This is a genomic window from Mesorhizobium sp. WSM4809 (assembly GCF_055811655.1).
In genome coordinates this window covers 353,904-374,581 of the sequence record NZ_JBVVQW010000002.1, presented here as the reverse complement: position 1 = coordinate 374,581, position 20,678 = coordinate 353,904, and the positions used below count along the sequence as shown (strand labels likewise).

Sequence of the window (20,678 nt, the reverse complement as noted above, 5' to 3'; positions counted from 1 at the left end):
GTCAGGCCTTTCGTGCCGCGTCGAGAAGTTTCCGACCGAGCCGTATCAGGGCAATGTCGCTGCCGGAAGGGCCAAGCAGCGACAGGCCGAACGGGGCGCCGGCGACCGAGCCGACGGGCAGCGTGATCTGTGGAAAACCAGACAGGCCGGCCAGGCACAGAAGTTGGAGCGCCCGTTCGCGATAGGCCTGGAACTGCTCCGGCGTGCTGTCCACGTAAGGCGCCGGACCAGGCACGGTCGGCAGGACAAGGAAGCCGTTCCTGCCGAGCAGGGCGTTCAGTTCGCCGCGAAAGGTCAGACGTCGCACCTTCTCGGCCTGGGCTGTCCTGTCATCGACGGCACGGCCAAAGCCGAAACGCTCCTCGACACCGGGGCCGAGGCCGCGCTCGCCGCTGGTGATCCATTCGCCATGCACCGCCCAGGCCTCCCTGGCCTGCAGCCGGCGAAAGCACCAATAGAGTTCATCGGGAGATGAGGAGAAGCGGATTGCCGGCGTCGCCGGCACGCCGAAGACCGCGCCCGCCAGCCCCTTCATTTCACCATATTCGGCCAGCGCCGGGCGGGCGACCAATCCATCCAGCCAATCCAGCGCCAGCGGCCGGTCCAACACGTGCTGGTGCGGATCGCGGCCGAGCAGCAGCTTGCCGACGGTCTCGTAGGTCTCGATGTCGTCGGCGAACCAGCCGAACGTGTCGAGGCTCGGCGCCAGCTTCATCGTGCCGTCGAGCGGAATGCGGCCATGCGTGGTGCGCAGCCCGATCAGTCCGCAAAAGCTCGCCGGGGCGCGGATCGAGCCGCCGGTGTCTGAGCCGGTGGCGATATCGGCCAGCCTGCCCGCCACCGCCGCCGCCGACCCCGATGAGGAGCCGCCGGTGACGCGGTCGGGTGCCGCCGGGTTCACCGGAAACGAGAAATGCGCATTCTGGCCGAACAGCGCGAAGGCAAGCTCGTCGGTCTGCGTCTTGCCGACGAAGCGTGCGCCGGCATCGAGGATCATCTGCACGGCGGGTGCGGTGCGCGAGGCCGCGTGGCTTTCGGCGAATTTTTGCAAATTGCCGCAACCGGTGCGGTAGCCGGCGACGTCGTAGATGTCCTTGACGGCCAGCCGCAGGCCGGCCAGCGGGCCTAGCTGGGCATGTGCCACCGGCATCCGGCGAAGATCGAGAAAGGCGTTGAGAGGGCCGTGCGTGCCTGTCATCGTTCGATATCCGGATACGGTTGCCGCAACATTGTTCGGCGCCAGAAATTTTACAACCTGCGATACGATTTTTATTGATTGTGAAAGTCTTCGCCCTTATATCGCGCTTGCCCAAAGTCGCACGTGCCTGTGGGTGTCCGCCGATCCTCGAATGGTGAGGGAAATCGGTAAGGTAACTGGAGCCAACCCCTCCAGTCGGTCTAGCGGCCAACCGCCAGCCCGAGGACACCTTGAAGCAACGACGGTGCGGGCCTTTCTGGTGTTCTGCCGGTTGTCCAAAAACCGGGGTTACTGAAGAGGCACACCTTCATTGCCGGCAGTGCGGACGGGTCTCCCATCCAAGCCAAGGCAGACAAAGCGAACCGAGGCCGGGCAAGGCCAAGGTTCACCGCCGCGAGACGGCGCTTCATGGTTCCGGGGTCTCCACCGGCTGGTTCCATGGATATCCGTCCCGCCTTTGTCCACCGCGTGTTCGCGAGGCTGACAGCCCGCGTCCCGCAGCCTTATTGCGCGCCGAAAGGCGCTGATGGAGAGACCCCGATGGCCACCCAGCGCATCCTTGACTTCCTCGCCACCCGACGTCCGTCCGGCCCCTGCCTCGTCGTCGACCTCGATGTCGTGCGCGACAATTTCCGCGCCTTCGAGAAGGCGCTGCCCGATTCCAAGATCTACTATGCGGTGAAAGCAAACCCGGCACCGGAAATCCTGCGCCTGCTTGCTGCGATGGGCTCGTCCTTCGACACCGCTTCCGTTGCCGAAGTCGAGATGGCGATGGACGCCGGCGCGCCGGCGGACCGCATCTCCTTCGGCAACACCATCAAGAAGGAGCGTGACATCGCACGCGCCTACCAGCTCGGCATCCGCCTGTTCGCCGTCGATTGCGTCGAAGAGGTCGAGAAGATCGCCCGCGTCGCTCCAGGCGCGCGCGTGTTCTGCCGCGTGCTGACCGATGGCGAGGGCGCCGAATGGCCGCTGTCGCGCAAGTTCGGCTGCGTGCCGGCGATGGCCGTCGACGTGCTGCGCCATGCCAAGGGGCTCGGCCTCGACGCTTATGGCGTGTCGTTCCATGTCGGCTCGCAGCAGACCGACCTGACCGCCTGGGACCGTGCGCTGGCCGACGCCAAGGTGGTGTTCGCGACGCTCGCCGAGGAAGGCATCGTCTTGAAGATGGTCAATATGGGCGGTGGTTTCCCGACGCGCTATCTGCGTGACGTGCCAGCCGCCCAGGCCTATGGCCAGGCGATCTTCTCGGCGCTACGCAAGCATTTCGGCAATGCGCTTCCCGAGACCATCATCGAGCCGGGCCGTGGCATGGTCGGCAATGCCGGCGTCATCAAGTCGGAAGTCGTGCTGATCTCGAAGAAAGCGGCCAATGACAATGTGCGCTGGGTGTTCCTCGACATCGGCAAGTTCGGCGGTCTTGCCGAGACGATGGACGAGGCGATCCGCTACCCGATCGTCACCGCGCATGACGGCACGGAGACCGCACCTTGCGTGCTCGCCGGCCCGACCTGCGATTCGGCCGACGTGATGTACGAGAAGACGCCCTATCCGCTGCCTTTGTCGCTGACCATCGGCGACGAGGTGCTGATCGAAGGCACCGGCGCCTACACGACCACCTACTCGGCGGTCGCCTTCAACGGCTTCGAGCCTCTCCGATCCTACGTGATCTGACGGCGCTTCCTCAGCGCATTTTCGGACGGCGAACCGGACACAACTTCGCCTGAAAATGCGCTGAGAGAGCCGATCAGATCATCCCCGGTGGGCGCGTGTTGTCCACCCGGGCTCGCCTGTGGAACAGATCTCCGCTCGCCAGGGATTGCGGAAATGGAAATGTCAGTTGAAATGGAAATGCCAGTTGAAATTGGGGGCCACGCACCGGCCTCTGTGATGGTCGCCGAAACCGCCGCCGATGTTGCGGCGCGCGAGGCGTTGCTCGATCGGGCCATGGGGCCGAAGCGCAGGAAAAAGTCGTCGGAGAAGCTGCGGCGTGGCCGGCGGCCCTCGGAAGGCCTGGCCTTCGTCGCCCGCGATGCTTCGGGCGGCGTGGCCGGCACCGTGCGGCTGTGGGATGTCAGGCTGGGCGAGGGCGGTGCGGCCGTGCTGCTGCTTGGCCCGCTTGCCGTCGACCCGTCGCTCAAGAATGCTGGCATCGGCTCGGCGCTGATGCGCCATGCCATCGCCGAAGCGGCGCGTCTCGGCCATGCCGCTATCCTTTTGGTCGGCGATGCGCCCTATTACGCGCGCTTCGGCTTCTCGGCCGAGAAGACCGGTTCACTTGCCATGCCAGGACCCTATGAGCGGCATCGCCTGCTGGCGCTGGAACTGGTGGAAGGCGCGCTTGACGGCGTGCACGGCACGCTGAAGGCGGCCGGCCGCAAGCTGAAGGCGCTGGAACTGATATCGGCGGCCTGACACGAAGCCGGCAGCATTTCATAAAAAAAAACGCCGCCCGAAAAGGCGGCGTTTTTGCGCTTGGTGGGTGCCGCTTGGGCGGCTGGATGCCTTCAGCCGATCAGCTGGCTGAGCGCCATGGCGACGTTCATGTCGCCTTCGACCTTTATCTTGCCGGTCATGAACGCCATTGTCGGGTTCAGGTCGCCAGCGATCAGCGAATCCAGATCGTCGAGCGAGAGCTTGATGGTGCAGTCGGTGGGTGCATCGGTGTTCGAGACGGTTGCGCCGTCGATGACGATGACGCCGTCGCTGCCGGTGTCGAATTTCACGGAACGATCGAACCCGCTGCTGGCCACGCGCGACTTGATCTTCTCGGCAATCTCCTGAACGCTCACGCTGTTCTCCTTGTCTGGTTGCATCTGTCTCGCAACGGCGCTTCGATCCAGCCGAAGCCCATGCCGCGGTTTCGCGATCACGGTCGCTGCCGCATATAGCTTTGGGTTGACGTTTACGTCAACGCGAATTCGGGCGGTTGGTTCCTGCCGTCGCGGCAGGTGAGCCCCGATGAGGCCGGGACTCCGAGCCGGGGCAACTCAGTGTTCCTTGAACGCCTTGGTCATTTCGCTCGCCGTCTCGCTTTTCTTGCGGCGCAGCCAGTTGTCGCGGATTTCGTCCTTCGACAGGAAATTGACCTGGTCGATCAGAACCTCATGCACCAAGGGCGCGCCGACACGCGCGTTGACGGTATCGCGGATTGCGGCGCGGAAGGCATCGAGATCGATGGTCGCCTTGTTGGTGAAGTCGATCTGCGGATTGGAATAGAGGTAGGAATAGACCTGGTCGGTGATCAGCGCTTCGGCCGGAATGGACAGCTTCTTTATCTGCTCGGGTTCGACGGTGTAGACGAGCTTGGTCAGGAAATAGCCGCCGATCTCAGAATCGCGGATCAGCGGCACCGAAATAATGTCGGTCTTGACGTAGTCGAGACCGCCCAGCATCGGCTTCGGCGTTTCGCCGACACCGCGCTCGCCGGCCGCCTGAAACGAATAGAATACTGCGCCGAGAGTTGCTGCGCAGATCCAGACGGCGATGGCGATGACCTTGATCATCGGCTCTTGTCAGTCCCTTGATCAGTCCCTTGTGAAGGCGACGCGGCACTGCGCCGTTGCTTCGGCAGTATCTCCCAAGTGTCGCTCGTGTTCGGCATCATGCCTTCATCCAGCCGAACTCGCCGGCGGAGTAGGTGCCGTCGGTCTCGGCGCGCTGGATGGCGTGCCGCAGCAGGCTGGCGACTTCGTTGACCGCGCTGAGATGCGCCAGGATCGCCGCTTCGTTCTTCGCCAGCTTCTGGCGCAGCCGGGTCAGGCCCTCGCGGTGCTGTTCGAGGAATTCGGCTTCGCTGCCGCCCTTCATGGCGCGCGTCAACTCGTAGAGGTAGCGGCTCTTGCGGGCGTTCGATGCCTTGAGATCATAGTTGGTCGCGTTGCGGATGCCGGCGGTCTCTTCCTCGACCACTTCCTCGATGCGACCGATGATGGCGGCGAGGTTGCCGGGCCGCGCGAACGGGATCGGCGATTCCGACGCGGTCGTGCGTGCTGGCAGATTGGGGGTGGATTCTGAAAAGTCGGCCATGGCGTTTCCCAGTCTAGATCTTGATGTTTGTTTTTATGGTCGTCTCGTCACCGGTCATCGACCCCGCAGCCTTGCGCTGCAATTGGTGAACCAGCGAGGTCGACAGGCTGTTTTGCTGGTCGATCTCGGTCTTTTCCAACCCGCCCGAGACCGGACCGACCGGAACCACGCGCTTGCCTTCGAGATAGTGGTCGGCAAGCATCGACTTGGCGATGCCGATGCCGCCGCGTTCGGCCATCACGTCGGCCACCCGCTCGGCAAGCTGCGATTTCCACATGTCGCCAGCCAGGCCCTTGCCGTAGACGCCCTCGGTATCCTTTGGCAGCATGTTCTGGATGAAGGTCTGCAGCACCATCGCCTCGAACTTCTTGAATTTGTTGGCCGGGTCGGTTGCAGCGGCGGCCTTGTCGGCGGTGGCGCGCGACAGGATCGAGCCGGCATCGACCGAAGCGGCGGTGTCGAGTGAAAACGTGCCCGCAGCGCCGCCGGCCCGCTTTGCCAGCGCGGCGCGGGCGGTCTCGATATCCGCCGGGTCGGCGGCTCGGGCCACATCCATAACGATGTCGCTGGGTGGAGAAATCGCCAAGAAAGTCCGCCTTTTACCGGTTTTCCTTAGCCAGACCATGCCTCAACAAGCTTGTGGCAGGCTTGCGGGAAGTCGAGGGAGCGGAGTGCGCGGATCGGATCGAAGCTGCCGGCTTCGCGCCATCGGGCAGATTTTTCCATCGTCGCCTTTGGCCGGAAGCTGACGATCAGCTTGGCACCCACGAGCTTGCTTCGATGGTCCGCCGAGGGTGGGATTTTCGCCTCAGCTTCACTCCTTGACCGCCCCCGTCATCGAGGAGACGTAGTGCTCGACAAAGAAGGAATAGAGCACCACCACCGGCAGGGAGCCGATCAGCGCGCCTGCCATCAGGGCTCCCCATTCATAGACGTCCGAACGCACGAGTTCGGTAAGCACGCCGACCGGCACGGTCTTGTTTTCGGACGACTGGATAAAAGTCAAAGCGTAGATGAATTCGTTCCATGACAAGGTGAAAGCGAAGATGCCGGCGGAAATCAGGCCAGGCACCGACAGCGGCAGAACTATCTTGGTCAGGATTTGCCAGCGGCTCGCGCCGTCGATCAGCGCGCATTCTTCCAGTTCGAAGGGTATCGAGCGGAAGTAGCCCATCAAGAGCCACGTGCAGAATGGAATGAGGAAGGTCGGATAGGTGAGGATCAGCGCGAACGGCGTATCGTAAAGCCCGAGGTTGAACACCATTACCGACAAGGGAATGAACAGTATCGAGGGCGGCACGAGATAGGCCAGGAAGATCGCCAAGCCGACCTGCCGCGCCCCGGAAAACCTCAAGCGCTCGATCGCATAGGCAGCGAACACCGCCGCCAGCAGCGACAGGAAAGTTGAGGCGGTCGAGATGATGATCGTGTTGAGAAGCCAGCCCGGATAGGATGTGTCGAAGAGCAGATACCGAATATGCTCGAGTGTCGGATTGACGACCCAGAACGGATTGAAATTGGCATAATCCGTCATCTCGAGATTGGGTTTCACCGCCGTGATCGTCATCCAGTAGAACGGGAACAGCAGCACGATGACGAAGATCAGGAGCGGCAGATAAACGGTGACCACGCGCCGGGGCAGGCTCTGGAGATAGCCCATGCCGCCTTCATCCGTGTTCGGACGATTGTTCGTTTCGATCGCGGCCATGTCAGTCTCCACCGCCCTGCTGCCATTTACGACGTTGCAGCCCGAAATAGCTGAAAAGGATCGCCGCTAGCAGGAACGGGATCATCGCCACCGCGATCGCGGCTCCTTCGCCAAGCTGGCCGCCGGAAATGCCGCGCTGGAACGAGAGCGTCGCCATCAGATGGGTGGCATTCACCGGCCCGCCGCGGGTCAGCACATAGATCAGCTGGAAATCGGTGAAGGTGAACAGGACCGAAAAGGTCATGGTGATGGCGATGATCGGCGTCAGCAGCGGCAGCGTCACATAACGGAACAACTGCCAACGGCTGGCGCCGTCGAGCGTCGCGGCCTCGTAAAGCGATTGGGGAATCGTCTGCAGGCCGGCCAGCAGCGTGATGGCCACGAAAGGAATGCCGCGCCAGACATTGGCAGCGATCACCGAGGCGCGCGCGTTCTCCGGATCGCCAAGGAAATTGATGCGGTGATCGATCAGTCCCATTTCCATGAGAGCCCACGACAGGATGGAGAACTGCGAATCGTAGATCCACCAGAAGGCGATGGCCGAGAGCACCGTCGGCACCACCCACGGCAGCAGGACAATCGCGCGGAAGAACGATTTGAAGGGAAGGTTCTGGTTGAGGATGAGCGCCAGCCAGAGGCCGAGCGCGAATTTCAGGATCGAGGCGCTGATCGTGTAGAGCAAGGTGTTGAAGACGGAGAGCCAGAAGACGGCGTCGCTCCACAGATATTCATAGTTTTCGACGCCGATGAAGATGCCGGGGCGGCCGATGCGGGCATCGGTGAAGCCGAGCCAGACGCCGAGCCCCAGCGGATAGGTCAGGAAGACAAGCAGCAGTGCAGCCGCCGGAAGCATGAAGCCGAAGCCAAGTGCGTTCCGGCTTTCGCTCCAGCGCGACAGAATCCGTGAGAAGATCGAAGGTCGCGGCTGGATAGCAGCTGACGGCACGGCCATGGGTTGGCTCCTGCTGAGGTCTCATTGATAGGCCGGATCGGCCGCGACGCAATCCGAAGCCAGCCGGGCAGCCGCGCTGCCCGGCTGAGCCGGCTCAAACGCGATAATAGCGATTTGCCCGCTTCTCGGCCTCTTCCATTGCCTCTTGCGGCGTGGCCTGGCCGGTCACCGCTTTGGCGAACATGTCGACCAGCACGTAGTCGGCCATGGTTGCCGCCGAGGCATAGCCGAGCGGCCCGGCATAGCCGTTAGGCCGCAGAGTAGCCGAAGCCTTGGCGTAAGCGGCGTTGTTGGGATCGGCAGTCCACACGGGGTTGTTGTCGAATGCCTTCAGTGTCTGGCAGCAATATCCGGCCGAGGAGGTGATCCAGTCCTTCATTTGCGGTTCCTCGAACATGAACTGCAAATACGCCTTAGCCGCGTTAGGGTAGGGCGTGTAATTGAAGATGACAGCCGTGGTCACCTGGAACAATTCGACGGATTTGCCGACAGGACCGATGGGCAGGTTGGTCGTGCGTATGTCCTTGGCGATTTCAGCCAGCTTTGGATCTTTGTCCTTGTTGATCTTGGCCGTGTTGTAGGCAGAAATTCCATTGGCGATCACCCCCAGTTCGCCGGCCAGGAAGGCGCGGTTGTTGTTGACGTCGAGCCAGCTTTCGGTGCCTGGAATGAAGGTCTTGTAGAGTTCCTGCGCGTATTCGATCGCCTTGAGGGTCTCGGGGCTGTTGATCGTTACCTTGCCACTCTCGTCGACCATCTGGCCGCCATGGCTCCACAGCAGCCAATGAGCATAGTTGTTGCCGTCGCCGACGCCATGGCCATGCGTGAAGCCGGCAGGATGTCCCTTCGCTTGCAAGGCCTTGCAAAGTTCCAGGAAGCCTTTCGTGTCCTTGGGAAACTCCGAAAAGCCGGCCTCTTTCACCCAGCTTTCCCGATAGACGATGGCATTGCCGATCGTGGCCAGGGGCAGGCCGACGAACTTCCCGTCGCGTGTCGCATATTGCTTAGGTCCCTCGTGCCAGCCGCCATATTTCGAGCCGAGATACTCGCCCAGTTCGCTCACGTCGTGCAGCTTGTCGGGATATTGGTGCGGGTCATCGAACCAGACGAACATCAGGTCGGGGCCGGACCCGACATTCGCTGCGACCGCCGCCTTGGGACGAATGTCCTCCCAGCTTTCCTTGTCGACGCGAACCTCGACACCTGTCGCCTCGGTGAAGCGTTTGGTGTTGGCCAGCCATTGGTCCTCATCGCCCTGGACGAAGGGCGACCAGCGCAGCAGTCTAAGCTTGGCGCCATCCTCGGGTTTGTATTTCAGTCCGTCCTGGGCAAGGGCCGGAGAGCTGATGAACCGACTTCCCAAGGCACCCGCCGCCGCGCCGGCGGTGGTGCGGATCACGTCGCGTCTGGTGAACTTCATGCTCGTTTCCTCCTGTTGTTGTCCTTGCCTGTGGTCCTACTGATCGATACGTGTCTGGAATCTCTGTCCGGTTTCTGCGTGAAAGAGATGGATAAGGCTGGGCTCGGCCGTAAGCCGGATGGTTTCGCCCGGCGTAAAGGAATGTCGTTCCCGGAAATTCGCGACGATCTCTTCGCCGCCGGCTGTCCGGCCGATGAGCTGCACTTCGGACCCGGTTGGTTCAACCACCGCGACGGTGACCGGAATGCCCTGGTCGTCGGACAGCCGCAAATGCTCGGGCCTTATTCCCAGCACCACAGGCTCGCCATTGCGGATGGAAAGTGCCGAGGCCAACGGGACCGAAATCCCCCCGGCGCCGCGGAACGAGGGTGAGCCGTCGGTAGCGATCTCGCCCCTCAGCAAATTCATGGCCGGCGAGCCGATAAAGCTGGCGACAAAAAGATTGTTCGGCCGGTCATAGAGTTCCAGCGGCGGCCCTATCTGCTCGACGATGCCGTCATGCATGACCACGATCTTGTCAGCCATGGTCATGGCTTCGATCTGATCGTGAGTGACGTAGACTGTCGTGGTCTTGAGGCGCTGGTGCAGTTCCTTGATCTCGGCGCGCATCTGCACCCTGAGTTTGGCGTCGAGATTGGACAGCGGTTCGTCGAAGAGAAAGACCGCCGGATCACGAACGATCGCGCGGCCCATTGCGACGCGCTGGCGTTGGCCGCCGGAAAGCTGCCGAGGATAGCGAGCCAGCAACGGCACCAGCCCAAGGATTTCGGCCGCGCGGCGCACGCCGGCATCGCTCTCCGGCTTGGAAACTCCTTTGAGCATCAGCGAGAACGCCATGTTCTCGGCAACGGTCATGTGTGGGTAGAGCGCATAGTTCTGGAAGACCATGGCGACGTCGCGCTCCTTGGGCGCAACGTTGTTGACGACACGTTCGCCAATCGCGATCTGGCCGCGTGAAATCTTTTCCAGGCCGGCGATCATTCTGAGGAGGGTTGATTTTCCGCAGCCCGACGGTCCGACCAGAGTGACGAACTCGCCGTCCTCGATGTTCACGCTGACCCCGTGCAGGATCTCGACAGCGCCGAATGATTTATAAACTTCGCCAATTGCGACAGACGCCATCGATCCTCCCAACAAATTCCCGCGACGTCGTCGAAGGAACAACGCTTCCGCTAGCGACAGCCCTGGCTCCTCCCAGGCTCACGCTAGGCCGAAACGGTAGCGCTACCAAACCGGGCTGTAAAGCGTTTACGGGAAAGCCGAACCTTGGAGGGTCCGCTTCGCGCCACGCAATCCTCCCAGCTACTCCTGCGTCCGCTTCTGCGTGATCAGGTCCAGCCGCTCGCGGTCGGAGCGTTCGCGTTCGTCGCGGTTGCGTACGTCCTTGTAGGCGCGCTCGACCATATTGGTGCGGGCGGTCGCCGCGGCGATGAGGCTGGCTTCCTGCCTGGCGCTCGCCAGGTTCGCTTCCTGGCGCACGACCGCCTGGGCAATGCGGCGATGGTAGAGATCGGGAAACAGGGCGGAGAGCGAATCGTCCTGGTCGAAATGGCCGACCAGTTCCCTGGCTTCGGCCTCGGCGGCACTGGCCGCCGCAAGGAAGGTGGCGTGGCGGGTTTCGTGCAGCGCCTTCAGCTGTTCCTGAACCTTGACCAGCTTCTTGAGGCGGTCCTTGCGCGTGCTCATTTCTATCTCGCCAATGTCAGATCGACGAAGCCGTCGACGAACAGCGACAGCATGGTGCCGACGGCGAAATAGAAGATGATCATGCCGCCGGCGATGATGAAGGGCTGGGAGATGAAATAGATCGGGATCTGCGGCGTCAGCTTGTTGACGAAGCCGATCGTCAGATTGACGAGAATAGCATAGGCGACGAACGGGCTGCCGAGGCGGATGACCAGGAAGAAGGTGTCCGACACCGTGTCGGTGACATCGACGAGGGCGGCCTGCGGGTTGAAGAAGACGTTGACCGGCGCGACCGTGTAGGAGGAAACCAGCGCGCGTATTATCTCGTGGTCGAAATCGAAGACAAACAGCATCAACAGCGCCGAGAACGAGATGATTGCGGCAAGGGCTGCCTGGGGTTCGGGTTCCTCGATCGCCGGTCCGCCGGTGCCGCCATAGCCGACCAGCATGGCGATGGCCGAGCCCATGAAGCGCAGGGCTTCCATGTAGAGCCTGGTCATGGCGCCGATCAGGCCGCCGACCAGAAGTTCCGAGATGATCATCGGCACCAGGATTTGCGGGCGCGGGTCGACGAAAGGAAAGATCTTGTCCCACAGGAAGGCGAGCAGGCCGCCGGTGGCGGCGACCGCCACGAACAACCTGACCTGGACCGGGACGCGGGCGCTGGAGAGGCCCGGCATCAGCATGAAACAGGCGCCGATGCGGCAGAAGGCGAGGAACGCCGCGATGACGACGCCTTGCGACAGCACGCTCACGATATGGTTCCGAGCACCTTGATCTCGACGCCCTTGGCGATTTCGACATGGCTGAGCACCGGCAGTGTGGTGAACAGGCGCTCGATAATCATGCGCACATAGGGGCGGGCGTCGGGCGCGGTGACGAGGACGAAACGCTCGCCGGCTTCCAGATATTTCTTGATCGCCTTGGTGGCGTCCTGGCCGAACTCCTCGAGCTGGCGCGGGTCGATGTCGAATTCGCGCACCTCGCCCTTGGCGTCGCGCTTGAGGCTCTGGTGGAAGGCGAGGTCCCAGCGATTGCCGAGGCGCAGCACCTTCAGCACGCCGCCCTCGGACAGGTCGCCGCATATCTGCTGGGCCATGCGGATGCGGACATGCTCGACAATCTGCTCGGTGCGGCGCACATGCGGCGCGATCTCGGCGATCGCCTCGATGATCAGGTGCAGATTGCGGATCGAGACGCGCTCGGCCAGCAGCAGCTTCAACACCGCCTGCAGGCCGGGATAGGAGATGTGCGTGGTGCAGATCTCGTCGGCGAGCTTGCGGTATTCCTGGTCCTGGCGTTCGAGCAGCGCCTTCATGTCCTTGTAGGACAGAAGCTGCGGCAGGTTGTTGCGGATGACCTCGGAGAGATGGGTGAGCAGCACCGACATGTTGTCGGCGAAGGTGTAGTTCTCGCGCTTCAGATCCTCGGCGAAGGCTTCGACCACGGAATAGGCGCGCATGCCGAAGGCCGGCTCGCGGATTTCCTCGCCCGGTATCTCGGGTATGTCGCGGTTGCCGAGCAGCACCATGATCTCGCCGACGCGCATCTGGTACTCGGCCACCACGGTGCCGTGCACCTTGATCTGGTAGCTCTTCGGCGGGATGGCGAAATCGTCGGCGACGCGCACTTCCGGCACGACGAAGCCGTACTGGGTGGCGAATTTCTTGCGCATCTTGCCCATGCGGAAAACCAGTTCCTGATGCGACGTCAGCAGCCTTGTCGACAGCTGCTTGCCGATCAAAAGCTCGATCTCGGCGGTGGCGAGCGAAGCCTTGACCGAGTTCTTCTCCTCTTCGACCTTGGTCGCCTTTTCCTGATCCTTGATCGCCTCGGCTTCGGCGACGGCGCGGTTGGCGCGCATCGGGATGACGTAGCCGAGACCGGCCATGCCGGCGGCGAGCGCAAAGAACGGGAACAGCGGCAGGCCGGGCATCAGGCCGAGCAGGACCAGCAGCGATGCCGCGACATAGAGGGCGCGCGGGTGGGCACCGAGCTGGCCGAACACCGCCTGGTTGGTCGAGCCGCGGGTGCCGCCCTTGGAGACGAGCAGGCCGGCGGCGAGCGACACGATCAGTGCCGGGATCTGGGTGACGAGGCCGTCGCCGACCGACAGCTTGATGAACACGTCGGCGGCTTCGCCCATGCCCATGCCGTGCCTGATGTAGCCGATGGCGATGCCGCCGACGATGTTGATGGCGGTGATGATGAGGCCGGCGATGGCGTCGCCGCGCACGAACTTCGAGGCGCCGTCCATCGAGCCGAAGAAGGAGCTCTCTTCTTCCAGTTCGCGGCGGCGCAGCTGCGCGGTCTTGTCGTCGATCATGCCGGCGGACAGGTCGGCGTCGATCGACATCTGCTTGCCGGGGATGGCGTCGAGGGTGAAGCGCGCGCCGACTTCGGCGATACGCGTGGCGCCCTTGGTGATGACGATGAAGTTCACCACGATGAGGATCATGAAAACGATGAGGCCGATGACGAAGTCGCTGGCCATCACCAGCTTGGAGAAGCCGGCGATGACGTAGCCGGCCGCGTGCGTGCCCTCATTGCCATGCGCCAGGATCATGCGCGTGGTGGCGATGTTGAGCGACAGCCTGAGCATGGTGGCGATGAGCAGCACGGTCGGGAACGACGAGAAATCGAGCGGCCGCTGGATCCACAGCGCCACCATCAGGATCAGCACCGAAAGCGCGATCGAGAAGGCGAGGCCGATGTCGATGAGAAAGGCCGGAATCGGCAGGAACAGCACGGCCAGGATGATGACGATGCCGATGGCGAAAAAGACGTCGCGGCCGTTCTTGGCCACCGCGCCGGGCTGAATGCTTTCGCTGATCGCCATACCGTCCTCAAACCCCATAGACTGCCGAGCGCGCGACAGCCCTGTGAGGGTAGCCCGCCAAGCTTGCGCGAGGGTGGGAGACTGGCTAGTTCCAACGATCATGCGCAGGTCGCCGTGTCGGCCGGCCTCCTGAAGAAGGCAAACCCCATGCTTCTGATCATCGGCACCATCCGCTTGCCGCCAAACAAATTTGAGGAAGCCAAGCCCGCAATGGAACGCATGGTTTCCGGCAGCCGAGCCGAGCCCGGCTGTCTCGAATATTCCTATGCGCAGGATGTCTTCGATGCCGGGCTCATCCGGGTCACGGAAGTCTGGAGCGACAGGGCGGCGCTCGACGCGCATTTCGCCTCGCCGCACATTGCGGACTGGCGTGCGAGCTGGGCGGCGCTTGGCATAGGTGAGCGCAACCTCGTGCTCTATGAAGCCGGCGAGCCCATGCCGACCTGAACTGTCCATCGGCGATCGATATCGCGCTGTCGCCAACAGGGTGTCTGTCGGCATTGTGGTTGCCATGCCGTGCCGCCGGGCGTATCAGGCTGGCTTTCCACTGCCTTTCGATATCGGCGAGCCGCCCCGGTGCTTTCCAGAAACCACAGCGAAGTCTATGCCCGCCGGCTGCGCGCGGTGCTGATCAGGTCGTTGCCCCTGCTCGAGGCACGCGGCATCGTGGTGGTCATCCTCGCCGGTGTCGTAGGCGTAATGGCTGGCATATTGGTCACGGCGATGAGCCAGATCGTGCAGGACCTGCACGGGCTGCTGTTCGGCGTTCAGCCAGGCGGCCGGCTTTCCGGCATGTTCTCGCTCGCCAATCCGATGCAGGCGCTGGTACCGGCGATCGGCGGCATGCTGCTGGGGCTGACGGTGGTCTGGCTCAGGATACGGAAATTCCGCACGCCGATCGACCCGATCGAAGCCAATGCGCTCTATGGCGGGCGCATGTCGCTGACCGACACCTTCATCATCGCCGGCCAGACGATGATCTCCAGCGGTTTTGGCGCCTCGGTCGGGCTGGAAGCCGGCTATACGCAGGTTGGCTCCGGGCTGGCATCGCGGCTGGCGGGCATCTTCAGGCTGCGCCGCAACGATGTCCGCATCCTGGTCGGCTGTGGTGCTGCCGGCGCCATTGCCGCCGCCTTCGATGCACCGCTGACCGGCGCCTTCTACGGCTTCGAACTGGTCATCGGCATCTACTCGGTCGCCAATGTCGCGCCAGTCTTGACAGCGGCGATCTGCGCCTCGCTGACCGCCGAAATGTTCGGCGGCGTGCCGTTTCCGCTCGAGCTTTCGGGCCTGCCGGCGCTCACCGCCAGCCAGTATGTGCCGTTCCTGCTGCTCGGCCTGCTCGGCGGTGCCGCCTCGATCGCCATCATGCATCTGGTGACACTGATCGAGCGCGGTTTTGCCAGGCTGTCGATCGATGCGGCGCTGCGCCCGGTCATCGGCGGCGTCATCGTTGGCTTGTTGGGGCTGATCACGCCGCAGGTCCTGTCCAGCGGCCATGGCGCGCTGCATCGCGAATTCTCGATGAATTACGGGCTGGCCGTGGTGGCCAGCGTCTTCGTGCTCAAGCTGGCGGCGTCGGCGGTCTCGCTGGGGTCGGGTTTTCGCGGCGGATTGTTCTTTGCCTCGCTGTTCCTCGGCGCGCTGCTCGGCAAGGCGTTCGCGGATGTGATGCTTGTTATTTCTCCGGCAACCGGCATCGACCCTGCCGTCGCCGCCGTCGTCGGCATGACGTCGCTCGCCGTCGGTGTCGTCGGCGGTCCGCTGACGATGACCTTCCTGGCGCTGGAATCGACCCGCGACCTGACGCTGACCGGCGTTGTGCTGGCCGCCTCGATCATGTCGGCGATCCTGGTGCGCGAAACCTTCGGCTACTCGTTCTCGACATGGCGCTTCCATCTGCGCGGCGAGACCATCCGCAGCGCCCACGATGTTGGCTGGATGCGCAGCCTCACAGTCGGCTCGATGATGCGCAAGGACATCAAGACCATCTATGCCTCGACGACGCTGGCAGCCTTCCGCAAGCAAGTGCCGCTCGGCTCTGCCCAGCGGGTCATCGCCGTCGACGCGGGCGACCACTATGTCGGCGTGCTGATCGTGGCCGAACTGCACAGCGATCCTTCCGATGGCGAGGTGCCGGTGCGCGATCTTGCCAAATACAAGGACGCGGTGCTGGTGCCGAGCATGAACGTGCAGGCCGCCGCGGAAACATTCCAGCGGGCGGGCGCCGAAGAACTCGCTGTCGTCGAGGATTTCACCGACCTCATCGTCTTGGGGCTTTTGACCGAAGGCCATCTGATGCGGCGCTATGCCGAGGAACTCGACAAGGCGCGCCGCGACCTGTCGGGCGAGGGGTGACGGGAAGGCCAAGCGGGGTGCCTGCGGCAGGGGGCGCGATTGCGGAGCCCTAATGCTCGATCGGCCCCTTGGCCATCACGAGAGCCGTGCCGGCGGTGGTCGGGCGTTCGATCATGCGCCGCACGCGGGGCGGTTCGTCGCCGCTGTGCAGGGCCCGCACGCGTTCGCCGATGACGGCGTCGGCATGGGTTATGCGTCCATTGTGCCTGATATATTCGATCCAGGTCGGCGTGTGATAATGCTCGATCCATACGGTGGGATTCTCGAGATCGCGCGCCAGCGTCCAGTTGCGGGCGCCGTCACGACGGCGGATGCGGCCGCGTTCGGCCATGATGGCGAGGAACTCCGGTTCATCCTCGTGCCGGATCACATACTCGATCATGATGGCGATGGGACCGCTGCGCGGCTTCAGGTCAAGCGCCAAATGCGGTTCCTTGAAGCGATTGAGCGGATCGAGGTTGAGCACCTGCTGTTGCGGTAGCGGGAGCAAAAGACCGATGGCGCCGCCGGCCAGCATGGCGACGCTGGCTGCGATCAGCGCGGCTTCGGCGCCGTGCGCATCGGCGACGACACCCCAGATCCAGCTGCCGAGCGCGATGCCGCCGAAGGTCGCGGTCTGGTAGACCGACAGCACCCGGCCGACCACCCAGCGCGGCGTCGCCATCTGCACCGTGACGTTGAAATGCGAAAGCGCGATCACCCAGCAGGCGCCGCCGACAAGCAGGCCGAGCGACGTCTGCCAGGCATGCTGGCTGACGGCGGCATTGAAGGCGCAGACAGCGAAGCCGGCGAAAGCACAGCGCACCATCGTCTCGCTGGAGAGCAACTGCCGCAGCCTGACGCTGATCAAGGCGCCGCCGACCGCGCCGATACCAAAGGCGCCGAGCATGATGCCATAGGTCAGCGCATCGCCCTTGACGACATCACGCGCCACCAGAGGCAGCAACGCAAGCACAGCGCCTGCACTGAAGCCGAACGCAGCGCCCCTGACCAGCACCTTGCCGATGTTGGGCGACATGGCGACATAGCGCAGGCCGGCGCCCATGGCGGCCCCCAGCGATTCGCGCGGCAAGGTCGATACCGGCACGTCCGGCTTCCAGCGCGCCAGCACGACGATCAGGCCGATATAGCTCACCGCGTTCGCCGCGAAGGCGGCCGCCGCACCGGCCGCGGCGACGATGATGCCGCCGATCGCCGGACCGACGCTGCGCGTCAGGTTAAAGCCCATCGAATTGAGGGCGACGGCCGCCGGCACCTTGTTGCGGGGAACGATATCGCCGACGGAGGCTTGCCATGACGGGCTGTTGAGCGCGGTGCCGCTGTCAATCAGGAAGGTGAAGGCAAGCAGCGTCCATGGCGTGATCAGGCCTGAATAGGTGAACAGGGTCAGAAGCACCGACACCACCAGCATGAAGGTCTGGGCGACAAGCATCACCTTGCGCCGGTCGAAACTGTCGGCGATGGCGCCGGCTACGAGTGCAAACAGCATGATCGGCAAGGTGGTCGAAGCCTGGACCAGGGCCACCTGATAGGGCGAGGTGGCGATCGTGGTCATCATCCAGGCGGCGCCGACACCCTGGATCAAGCCACCGAAATTCGAGACAAGGCTTGCGCCCCACACGGCGCGGAAAATGCCGTGCCGGAAGGGCGCCAGCGCCGAGACGCTCTCGCTGTCCGGCTTTTCGTCAATCATTTGGGGTTCCTGCCATGTCGTGCCTGCTCGTCAGACAATCGGTTTGCGCAGACCGTTTGCCGAAAGTAGGGCATGGCGCCGCAAAGGGCAAAAAAGCGCATGGTCCAACAATGGGATAGAGGCGGTCCAGGCCTTGTCCGCCGTGGGTCCGGAGGTGCCGCGGGGATCGGCGGCGTCTGTCCTCAGACAATTGCGAACGGCATGCCGCGGCACACCATCCTGGAACAGGCTCAGAAGCCGTTCTGGATGCGCTCGAAGATGACGTTGGTGAAGGCCGATATCTGGCTGCCGATGAAGGGGCCGGTCAACGCCACCACCAGCATGATCGCGACGATCTTCGGCACGAAGGTCAAGGTGATCTCCTGTACCTGCGTCAGCGCCTGGATGAGGGCGATGCCGATGCCGACCGCCATGGCGACCAGCACCACCGGAGCGGACGCGACGAGCACCGTCCACACCGCGTACTGGACGATGTCGAGAGCGTCGGCCTCATTCATGGGACTGGCTCTCTGCCGAAAGCGTCAGCTTGCTGCCTTGACCGAGACTCCCGGACCGACCGCGACTTCGGTGCCGTTCTGCAGCACGGCGATGAGACCGTTGCTGGCGAGGCGCACCGAAGCCACGGTGCCCGTGGTCAGGCCGTCGGCGGAGGTGATCGAGCGCCCGATCAGTGCGTCGGCCTGCGACAGCGCCGAGGACTGCATGATCTGATTGAGCTTGGTGTTGGTCTGCACAGACTGCTCGACCTGAGAGAAGGTGGCGAGCTGGGCGACATATTGCGTCGAATCCATCGGCTTGGTCGGATCCTGGTTCTTCATCTCGGCGATCAGAAGCTTCAGGAAGGACTGGTAGTCGACCGCTGTCTTCGAGGTCGACGCCGTGGCCTGATTGGCGCCTGTCGGAATCGTCGTCGTCATGTCCACGTTCATCAGTATCGTGCTCCCACGGCCAGCGGGCGCTCGGCACCCAAAACATCGTCATTACCACCCAGCGCGCGGCGTTCGAGCGGATAAAGCGCGCGGATCGCCTTCAGCGCCTCGTAGATATGATCCTCGCCGACCATGCGGTCGATCTGTTTCAGCGCGCTGCAGATCTGGGTGTCCTCGAAGCTTGCCAGAAGCAGCGGCAGCGAACGGCGGAACATGTCGCGCGCGGCGGCGGCGCCGGCCGGGTTCATCAGCATGACCTGCAGGATGAAATAAAGCTGCTTGAGCGGCGTCGAGGCATCGTCGGCCTGGATCACGTGGCTTTCGAGCAGGAACTGGACGTCGTTCATCAATTCGACGGTGACCTTGCGGTCGACCCGGATGACGGCGCCGTTGATGTAGATCTTTTCGTTCGGCTTCAGCGATATCTTCAGCGTGTTGGTCATTGAATGCCGTCCCTGATGATCTGGGACACCTCGATCAACCCTTCGAAATTGTTGGTGCGGCCCTGACGGATGTCCTCCGCCTCGCGCAGCAGCCACAGGCCGATGGAAATGAGATTGGCGCGCAGTTCCTTGGGCAGGGCGTTGTCGCTGGAGCCAAGATCCTCGACGAAGGCGGTCCAGACGCGGTTGGTGAAGTGAAGCGCCTCGATCGCCTCCATCGAATCGTGGCCGGCCGCTGCTGCCGCCGCCAGCATGTCGATCGAGCGGGTCAGAAGCTCCCGCTCGCGGTCCTTCGCGTCGGCAACGGAGTTGCTCTGGATGTCGGCGTAGGAGAATTGGTACATCGTTGGGGCTCTACCGTTCCGTTAAGCGTTGTCAGGTCAGGTAATTCAACAGGCTGAGCTGCTGCAGGCGTGCGGTCAACGCGAAAGACGTTTCGATGTGCTGTGTCAGGTCCGCGACCCGTGTCGCGGCTGCCGCCGGATCGACGGCTTCCAGATCGAGAATGTGCCGTTCGAAAAGGTCGACCTGCGTTTTCATCCGATCGTTGGCATCGGAAACCCGCTTCTGGACGATGCCGGTCTCGGATTGAAGCTGGCCAATGCCGCTCAGCGCTTCGCCAACCAATGTGGTGGAGCGGCTGACAACCGTATTCTTCGCCGCCTGGCTGATGTTGCTGGACATCAGGCTGCTGACCATGGCTGCGGCCATGGCGAGTTTCTGAATGCCATCGCTGTTGGCGCTGGTCGAAGTCGGTGTGGTTTCGTTGAGTGCGATGCGGCTGACGATCTGCTGGTCGGTGGCGTTCGACCAGTCGCCCTGCCAACCCGCGCCCGTGAACAGCGGCGCGACATCGTTGGTGATGAAATCGTCCATCTGGGCGGCCGTGATGTTGGCCGCTGCCGGGTCGTCCTGGGTGAAACCGAAATTGGTGAGGAAAGCGGTATCGAATGCAGCCTTGGCGGGAGAGCCGGCAGCCGTGAAATCGTTGATCGGCTTGACGTCGGTGTTGGTGCCGGCAAACAGATATTCACCATTGACGCTGGTGTTGAGGATCGAGGTCAGCTGCTGGATGGTCGCCTTGCCGGAGTCCCGGGTGAGGCTGTTGGACGAGTCGCTTGAGGAAGCGGTGGTCAGGGCGGACAGGAAGGTCTGAGCGGCGCCGGAGAGCTGGCCAAGCGAGGTCTGTGTCGAGGAAAGCCTCGCGCCGACTAGGCCGTTGGAATCGATAATGACGTTGAGCCGGTCGAGATCGCGCGAGAAGGTGACGGACTGGGCGGTGCGCCCTCCGAGAGCCAGCCCGACATCGGCGACCCTGCCGGTCGACGCTTCCTTCGTGGCTTTGACGAGTTCGGCCTGCATGCGCATCTGCTGGGAGCGCATGGCATTGGAGATTGCGGCCGAGGAGACTGAAGTCATGGAA

The 20,678-nt window shown here is 63.1% G+C and carries 23 protein-coding genes; 4 read left to right on the top strand and 19 right to left on the bottom strand.

Annotated features, from left to right (window positions below; translation table 11 throughout):
• Window position 1 precedes the first annotated feature (1 nt).
• Window positions 2-1,198 (bottom strand): amidase, encoded by a 1,197-nt coding sequence (locus tag AC0L24_RS06330; RefSeq protein ID WP_127809407.1) that lies wholly within the window; start codon window positions 1,196-1,198, stop codon window positions 2-4.
• Between the two features lie 540 nt (window positions 1,199-1,738).
• Here AC0L24_RS06330 and odc2 point away from each other — a divergent pair.
• Together odc2 and AC0L24_RS06320 are read left to right on the top strand one after the other, a co-directional pair.
• Entirely contained in the window at window positions 1,739-2,872 is a 1,134-nt protein-coding gene (odc2, locus tag AC0L24_RS06325; RefSeq protein ID WP_027038225.1) for an ornithine/lysine decarboxylase, read from the top strand.
• Between the two features lie 171 nt (window positions 2,873-3,043).
• Window positions 3,044-3,613, top strand: a complete 570-nt coding sequence (locus AC0L24_RS06320) for a GNAT family N-acetyltransferase (protein WP_127809408.1) — start codon at window positions 3,044-3,046, stop codon at window positions 3,611-3,613.
• A 92-nt stretch (window positions 3,614-3,705) separates the two neighbouring features.
• On the opposite strand, the gene AC0L24_RS06315 is transcribed toward AC0L24_RS06320, so the two are convergent.
• From AC0L24_RS06315 to flhA, 12 genes are all read right to left on the bottom strand, one after another.
• Window positions 3,706-3,990 carry an SCP2 sterol-binding domain-containing protein gene (locus AC0L24_RS06315; RefSeq protein ID WP_127809409.1) on the bottom strand — a complete coding sequence of 95 codons (285 nt, stop codon included), beginning with the start codon at window positions 3,988-3,990 and terminating at the stop codon, window positions 3,706-3,708.
• A gap of 198 nt (window positions 3,991-4,188) precedes the next feature.
• The gene (locus AC0L24_RS06310) at window positions 4,189-4,704 is read right to left on the bottom strand and encodes a hypothetical protein (protein ID WP_127270032.1); all 516 of its coding nucleotides are present in this window, start codon (window positions 4,702-4,704) and stop codon (window positions 4,189-4,191) included.
• A 97-nt stretch (window positions 4,705-4,801) separates the two neighbouring features.
• Entirely contained in the window at window positions 4,802-5,227 is a 426-nt protein-coding gene (locus tag AC0L24_RS06305; RefSeq protein ID WP_127809410.1) for a hypothetical protein, read from the bottom strand.
• 13 nt (window positions 5,228-5,240) lie between these two features.
• Window positions 5,241-5,852 carry a rod-binding protein gene (locus AC0L24_RS06300; RefSeq protein WP_164748967.1) on the bottom strand — a complete coding sequence of 204 codons (612 nt, stop codon included), beginning with the start codon at window positions 5,850-5,852 and terminating at the stop codon, window positions 5,241-5,243.
• Entirely contained in the window at window positions 5,840-5,995 is a 156-nt protein-coding gene (locus tag AC0L24_RS06295; RefSeq protein WP_473563567.1) for a hypothetical protein, read from the bottom strand. The genes AC0L24_RS06300 and AC0L24_RS06295 overlap by 13 nt, the downstream gene beginning before the upstream one ends.
• A 46-nt stretch (window positions 5,996-6,041) precedes the next feature.
• Window positions 6,042-6,935 carry a carbohydrate ABC transporter permease gene (locus AC0L24_RS06290; RefSeq protein WP_127271704.1) on the bottom strand — a complete coding sequence of 298 codons (894 nt, stop codon included), beginning with the start codon at window positions 6,933-6,935 and terminating at the stop codon, window positions 6,042-6,044.
• Between the two features lies 1 nt (window position 6,936).
• Window positions 6,937-7,788, bottom strand: a complete 852-nt coding sequence (locus AC0L24_RS06285; protein WP_372958885.1) for a carbohydrate ABC transporter permease — start codon at window positions 7,786-7,788, stop codon at window positions 6,937-6,939.
• Window positions 7,789-7,981: 193 nt separating this feature from the next.
• Window positions 7,982-9,307: an ABC transporter substrate-binding protein gene (locus tag AC0L24_RS06280; protein ID WP_027038230.1), complete on the bottom strand. Its 1,326-nt coding sequence runs from the start codon at window positions 9,305-9,307 to the stop codon at window positions 7,982-7,984.
• Between the two features lie 36 nt (window positions 9,308-9,343).
• Window positions 9,344-10,429 (bottom strand): ABC transporter ATP-binding protein, encoded by a 1,086-nt coding sequence (locus tag AC0L24_RS06275; RefSeq protein WP_127271287.1) that lies wholly within the window; start codon window positions 10,427-10,429, stop codon window positions 9,344-9,346.
• A gap of 180 nt (window positions 10,430-10,609) precedes the next feature.
• Window positions 10,610-10,993 carry a hypothetical protein gene (locus AC0L24_RS06270; RefSeq protein WP_127396337.1) on the bottom strand — a complete coding sequence of 128 codons (384 nt, stop codon included), beginning with the start codon at window positions 10,991-10,993 and terminating at the stop codon, window positions 10,610-10,612.
• Between the two features lie 2 nt (window positions 10,994-10,995).
• Complete coding sequence (gene fliR, locus AC0L24_RS06265; protein WP_023810025.1) at window positions 10,996-11,748, bottom strand: flagellar biosynthetic protein FliR; 753 nt, start codon at window positions 11,746-11,748, stop codon at window positions 10,996-10,998.
• The gene (flhA, locus tag AC0L24_RS06260; RefSeq protein WP_127809411.1) at window positions 11,745-13,832 is read right to left on the bottom strand and encodes a flagellar biosynthesis protein FlhA; all 2,088 of its coding nucleotides are present in this window, start codon (window positions 13,830-13,832) and stop codon (window positions 11,745-11,747) included. Before flhA ends, fliR begins: the two co-directional genes overlap by 4 nt.
• Before the next feature lie 147 nt (window positions 13,833-13,979).
• Here flhA and AC0L24_RS06255 point away from each other — a divergent pair, with 147 nt between their 5' ends.
• Window positions 13,980-14,279 (top strand): putative quinol monooxygenase, encoded by a 300-nt coding sequence (locus AC0L24_RS06255; protein ID WP_127809412.1) that lies wholly within the window; start codon window positions 13,980-13,982, stop codon window positions 14,277-14,279.
• A gap of 129 nt (window positions 14,280-14,408) precedes the next feature.
• A complete protein-coding gene (locus tag AC0L24_RS06250; RefSeq protein WP_127809413.1) occupies window positions 14,409-16,190 on the top strand; it encodes a chloride channel protein in 1,782 nt (593 codons plus the stop codon).
• Window positions 16,191-16,239: 49 nt separating this feature from the next.
• On the opposite strand, the gene AC0L24_RS06245 is transcribed toward AC0L24_RS06250, so the two are convergent.
• The 6 genes from AC0L24_RS06245 to AC0L24_RS06220 form a co-directional block, all read right to left on the bottom strand.
• On the bottom strand, window positions 16,240-17,883 hold the full coding sequence (locus tag AC0L24_RS06245) for an MFS transporter (protein ID WP_127809414.1): 1,644 nt from the start codon (window positions 17,881-17,883) through the stop codon (window positions 16,240-16,242).
• Window positions 17,884-18,113: 230 nt separating this feature from the next.
• On the bottom strand, window positions 18,114-18,380 hold the full coding sequence (fliQ, locus tag AC0L24_RS06240) for a flagellar biosynthesis protein FliQ (RefSeq protein WP_023810020.1): 267 nt from the start codon (window positions 18,378-18,380) through the stop codon (window positions 18,114-18,116).
• A gap of 24 nt (window positions 18,381-18,404) precedes the next feature.
• Window positions 18,405-18,812: a flagellar hook assembly protein FlgD gene (flgD, locus tag AC0L24_RS06235; RefSeq protein ID WP_013529774.1), complete on the bottom strand. Its 408-nt coding sequence runs from the start codon at window positions 18,810-18,812 to the stop codon at window positions 18,405-18,407.
• Entirely contained in the window at window positions 18,812-19,255 is a 444-nt protein-coding gene (flbT, locus tag AC0L24_RS06230; RefSeq protein WP_027038236.1) for a flagellar biosynthesis repressor FlbT, read from the bottom strand. The genes flgD and flbT overlap by 1 nt, the downstream gene beginning before the upstream one ends.
• Entirely contained in the window at window positions 19,252-19,599 is a 348-nt protein-coding gene (gene flaF, locus AC0L24_RS06225) for a flagellar biosynthesis regulator FlaF (protein WP_023810018.1), read from the bottom strand. The genes flbT and flaF overlap by 4 nt, the downstream gene beginning before the upstream one ends.
• Window positions 19,600-19,630: 31 nt before the next feature.
• Window positions 19,631-20,674: a flagellar hook-associated family protein gene (locus tag AC0L24_RS06220; protein ID WP_127269451.1), complete on the bottom strand. Its 1,044-nt coding sequence runs from the start codon at window positions 20,672-20,674 to the stop codon at window positions 19,631-19,633.
• Between the last annotated feature and the right edge of the window lie 4 nt (window positions 20,675-20,678).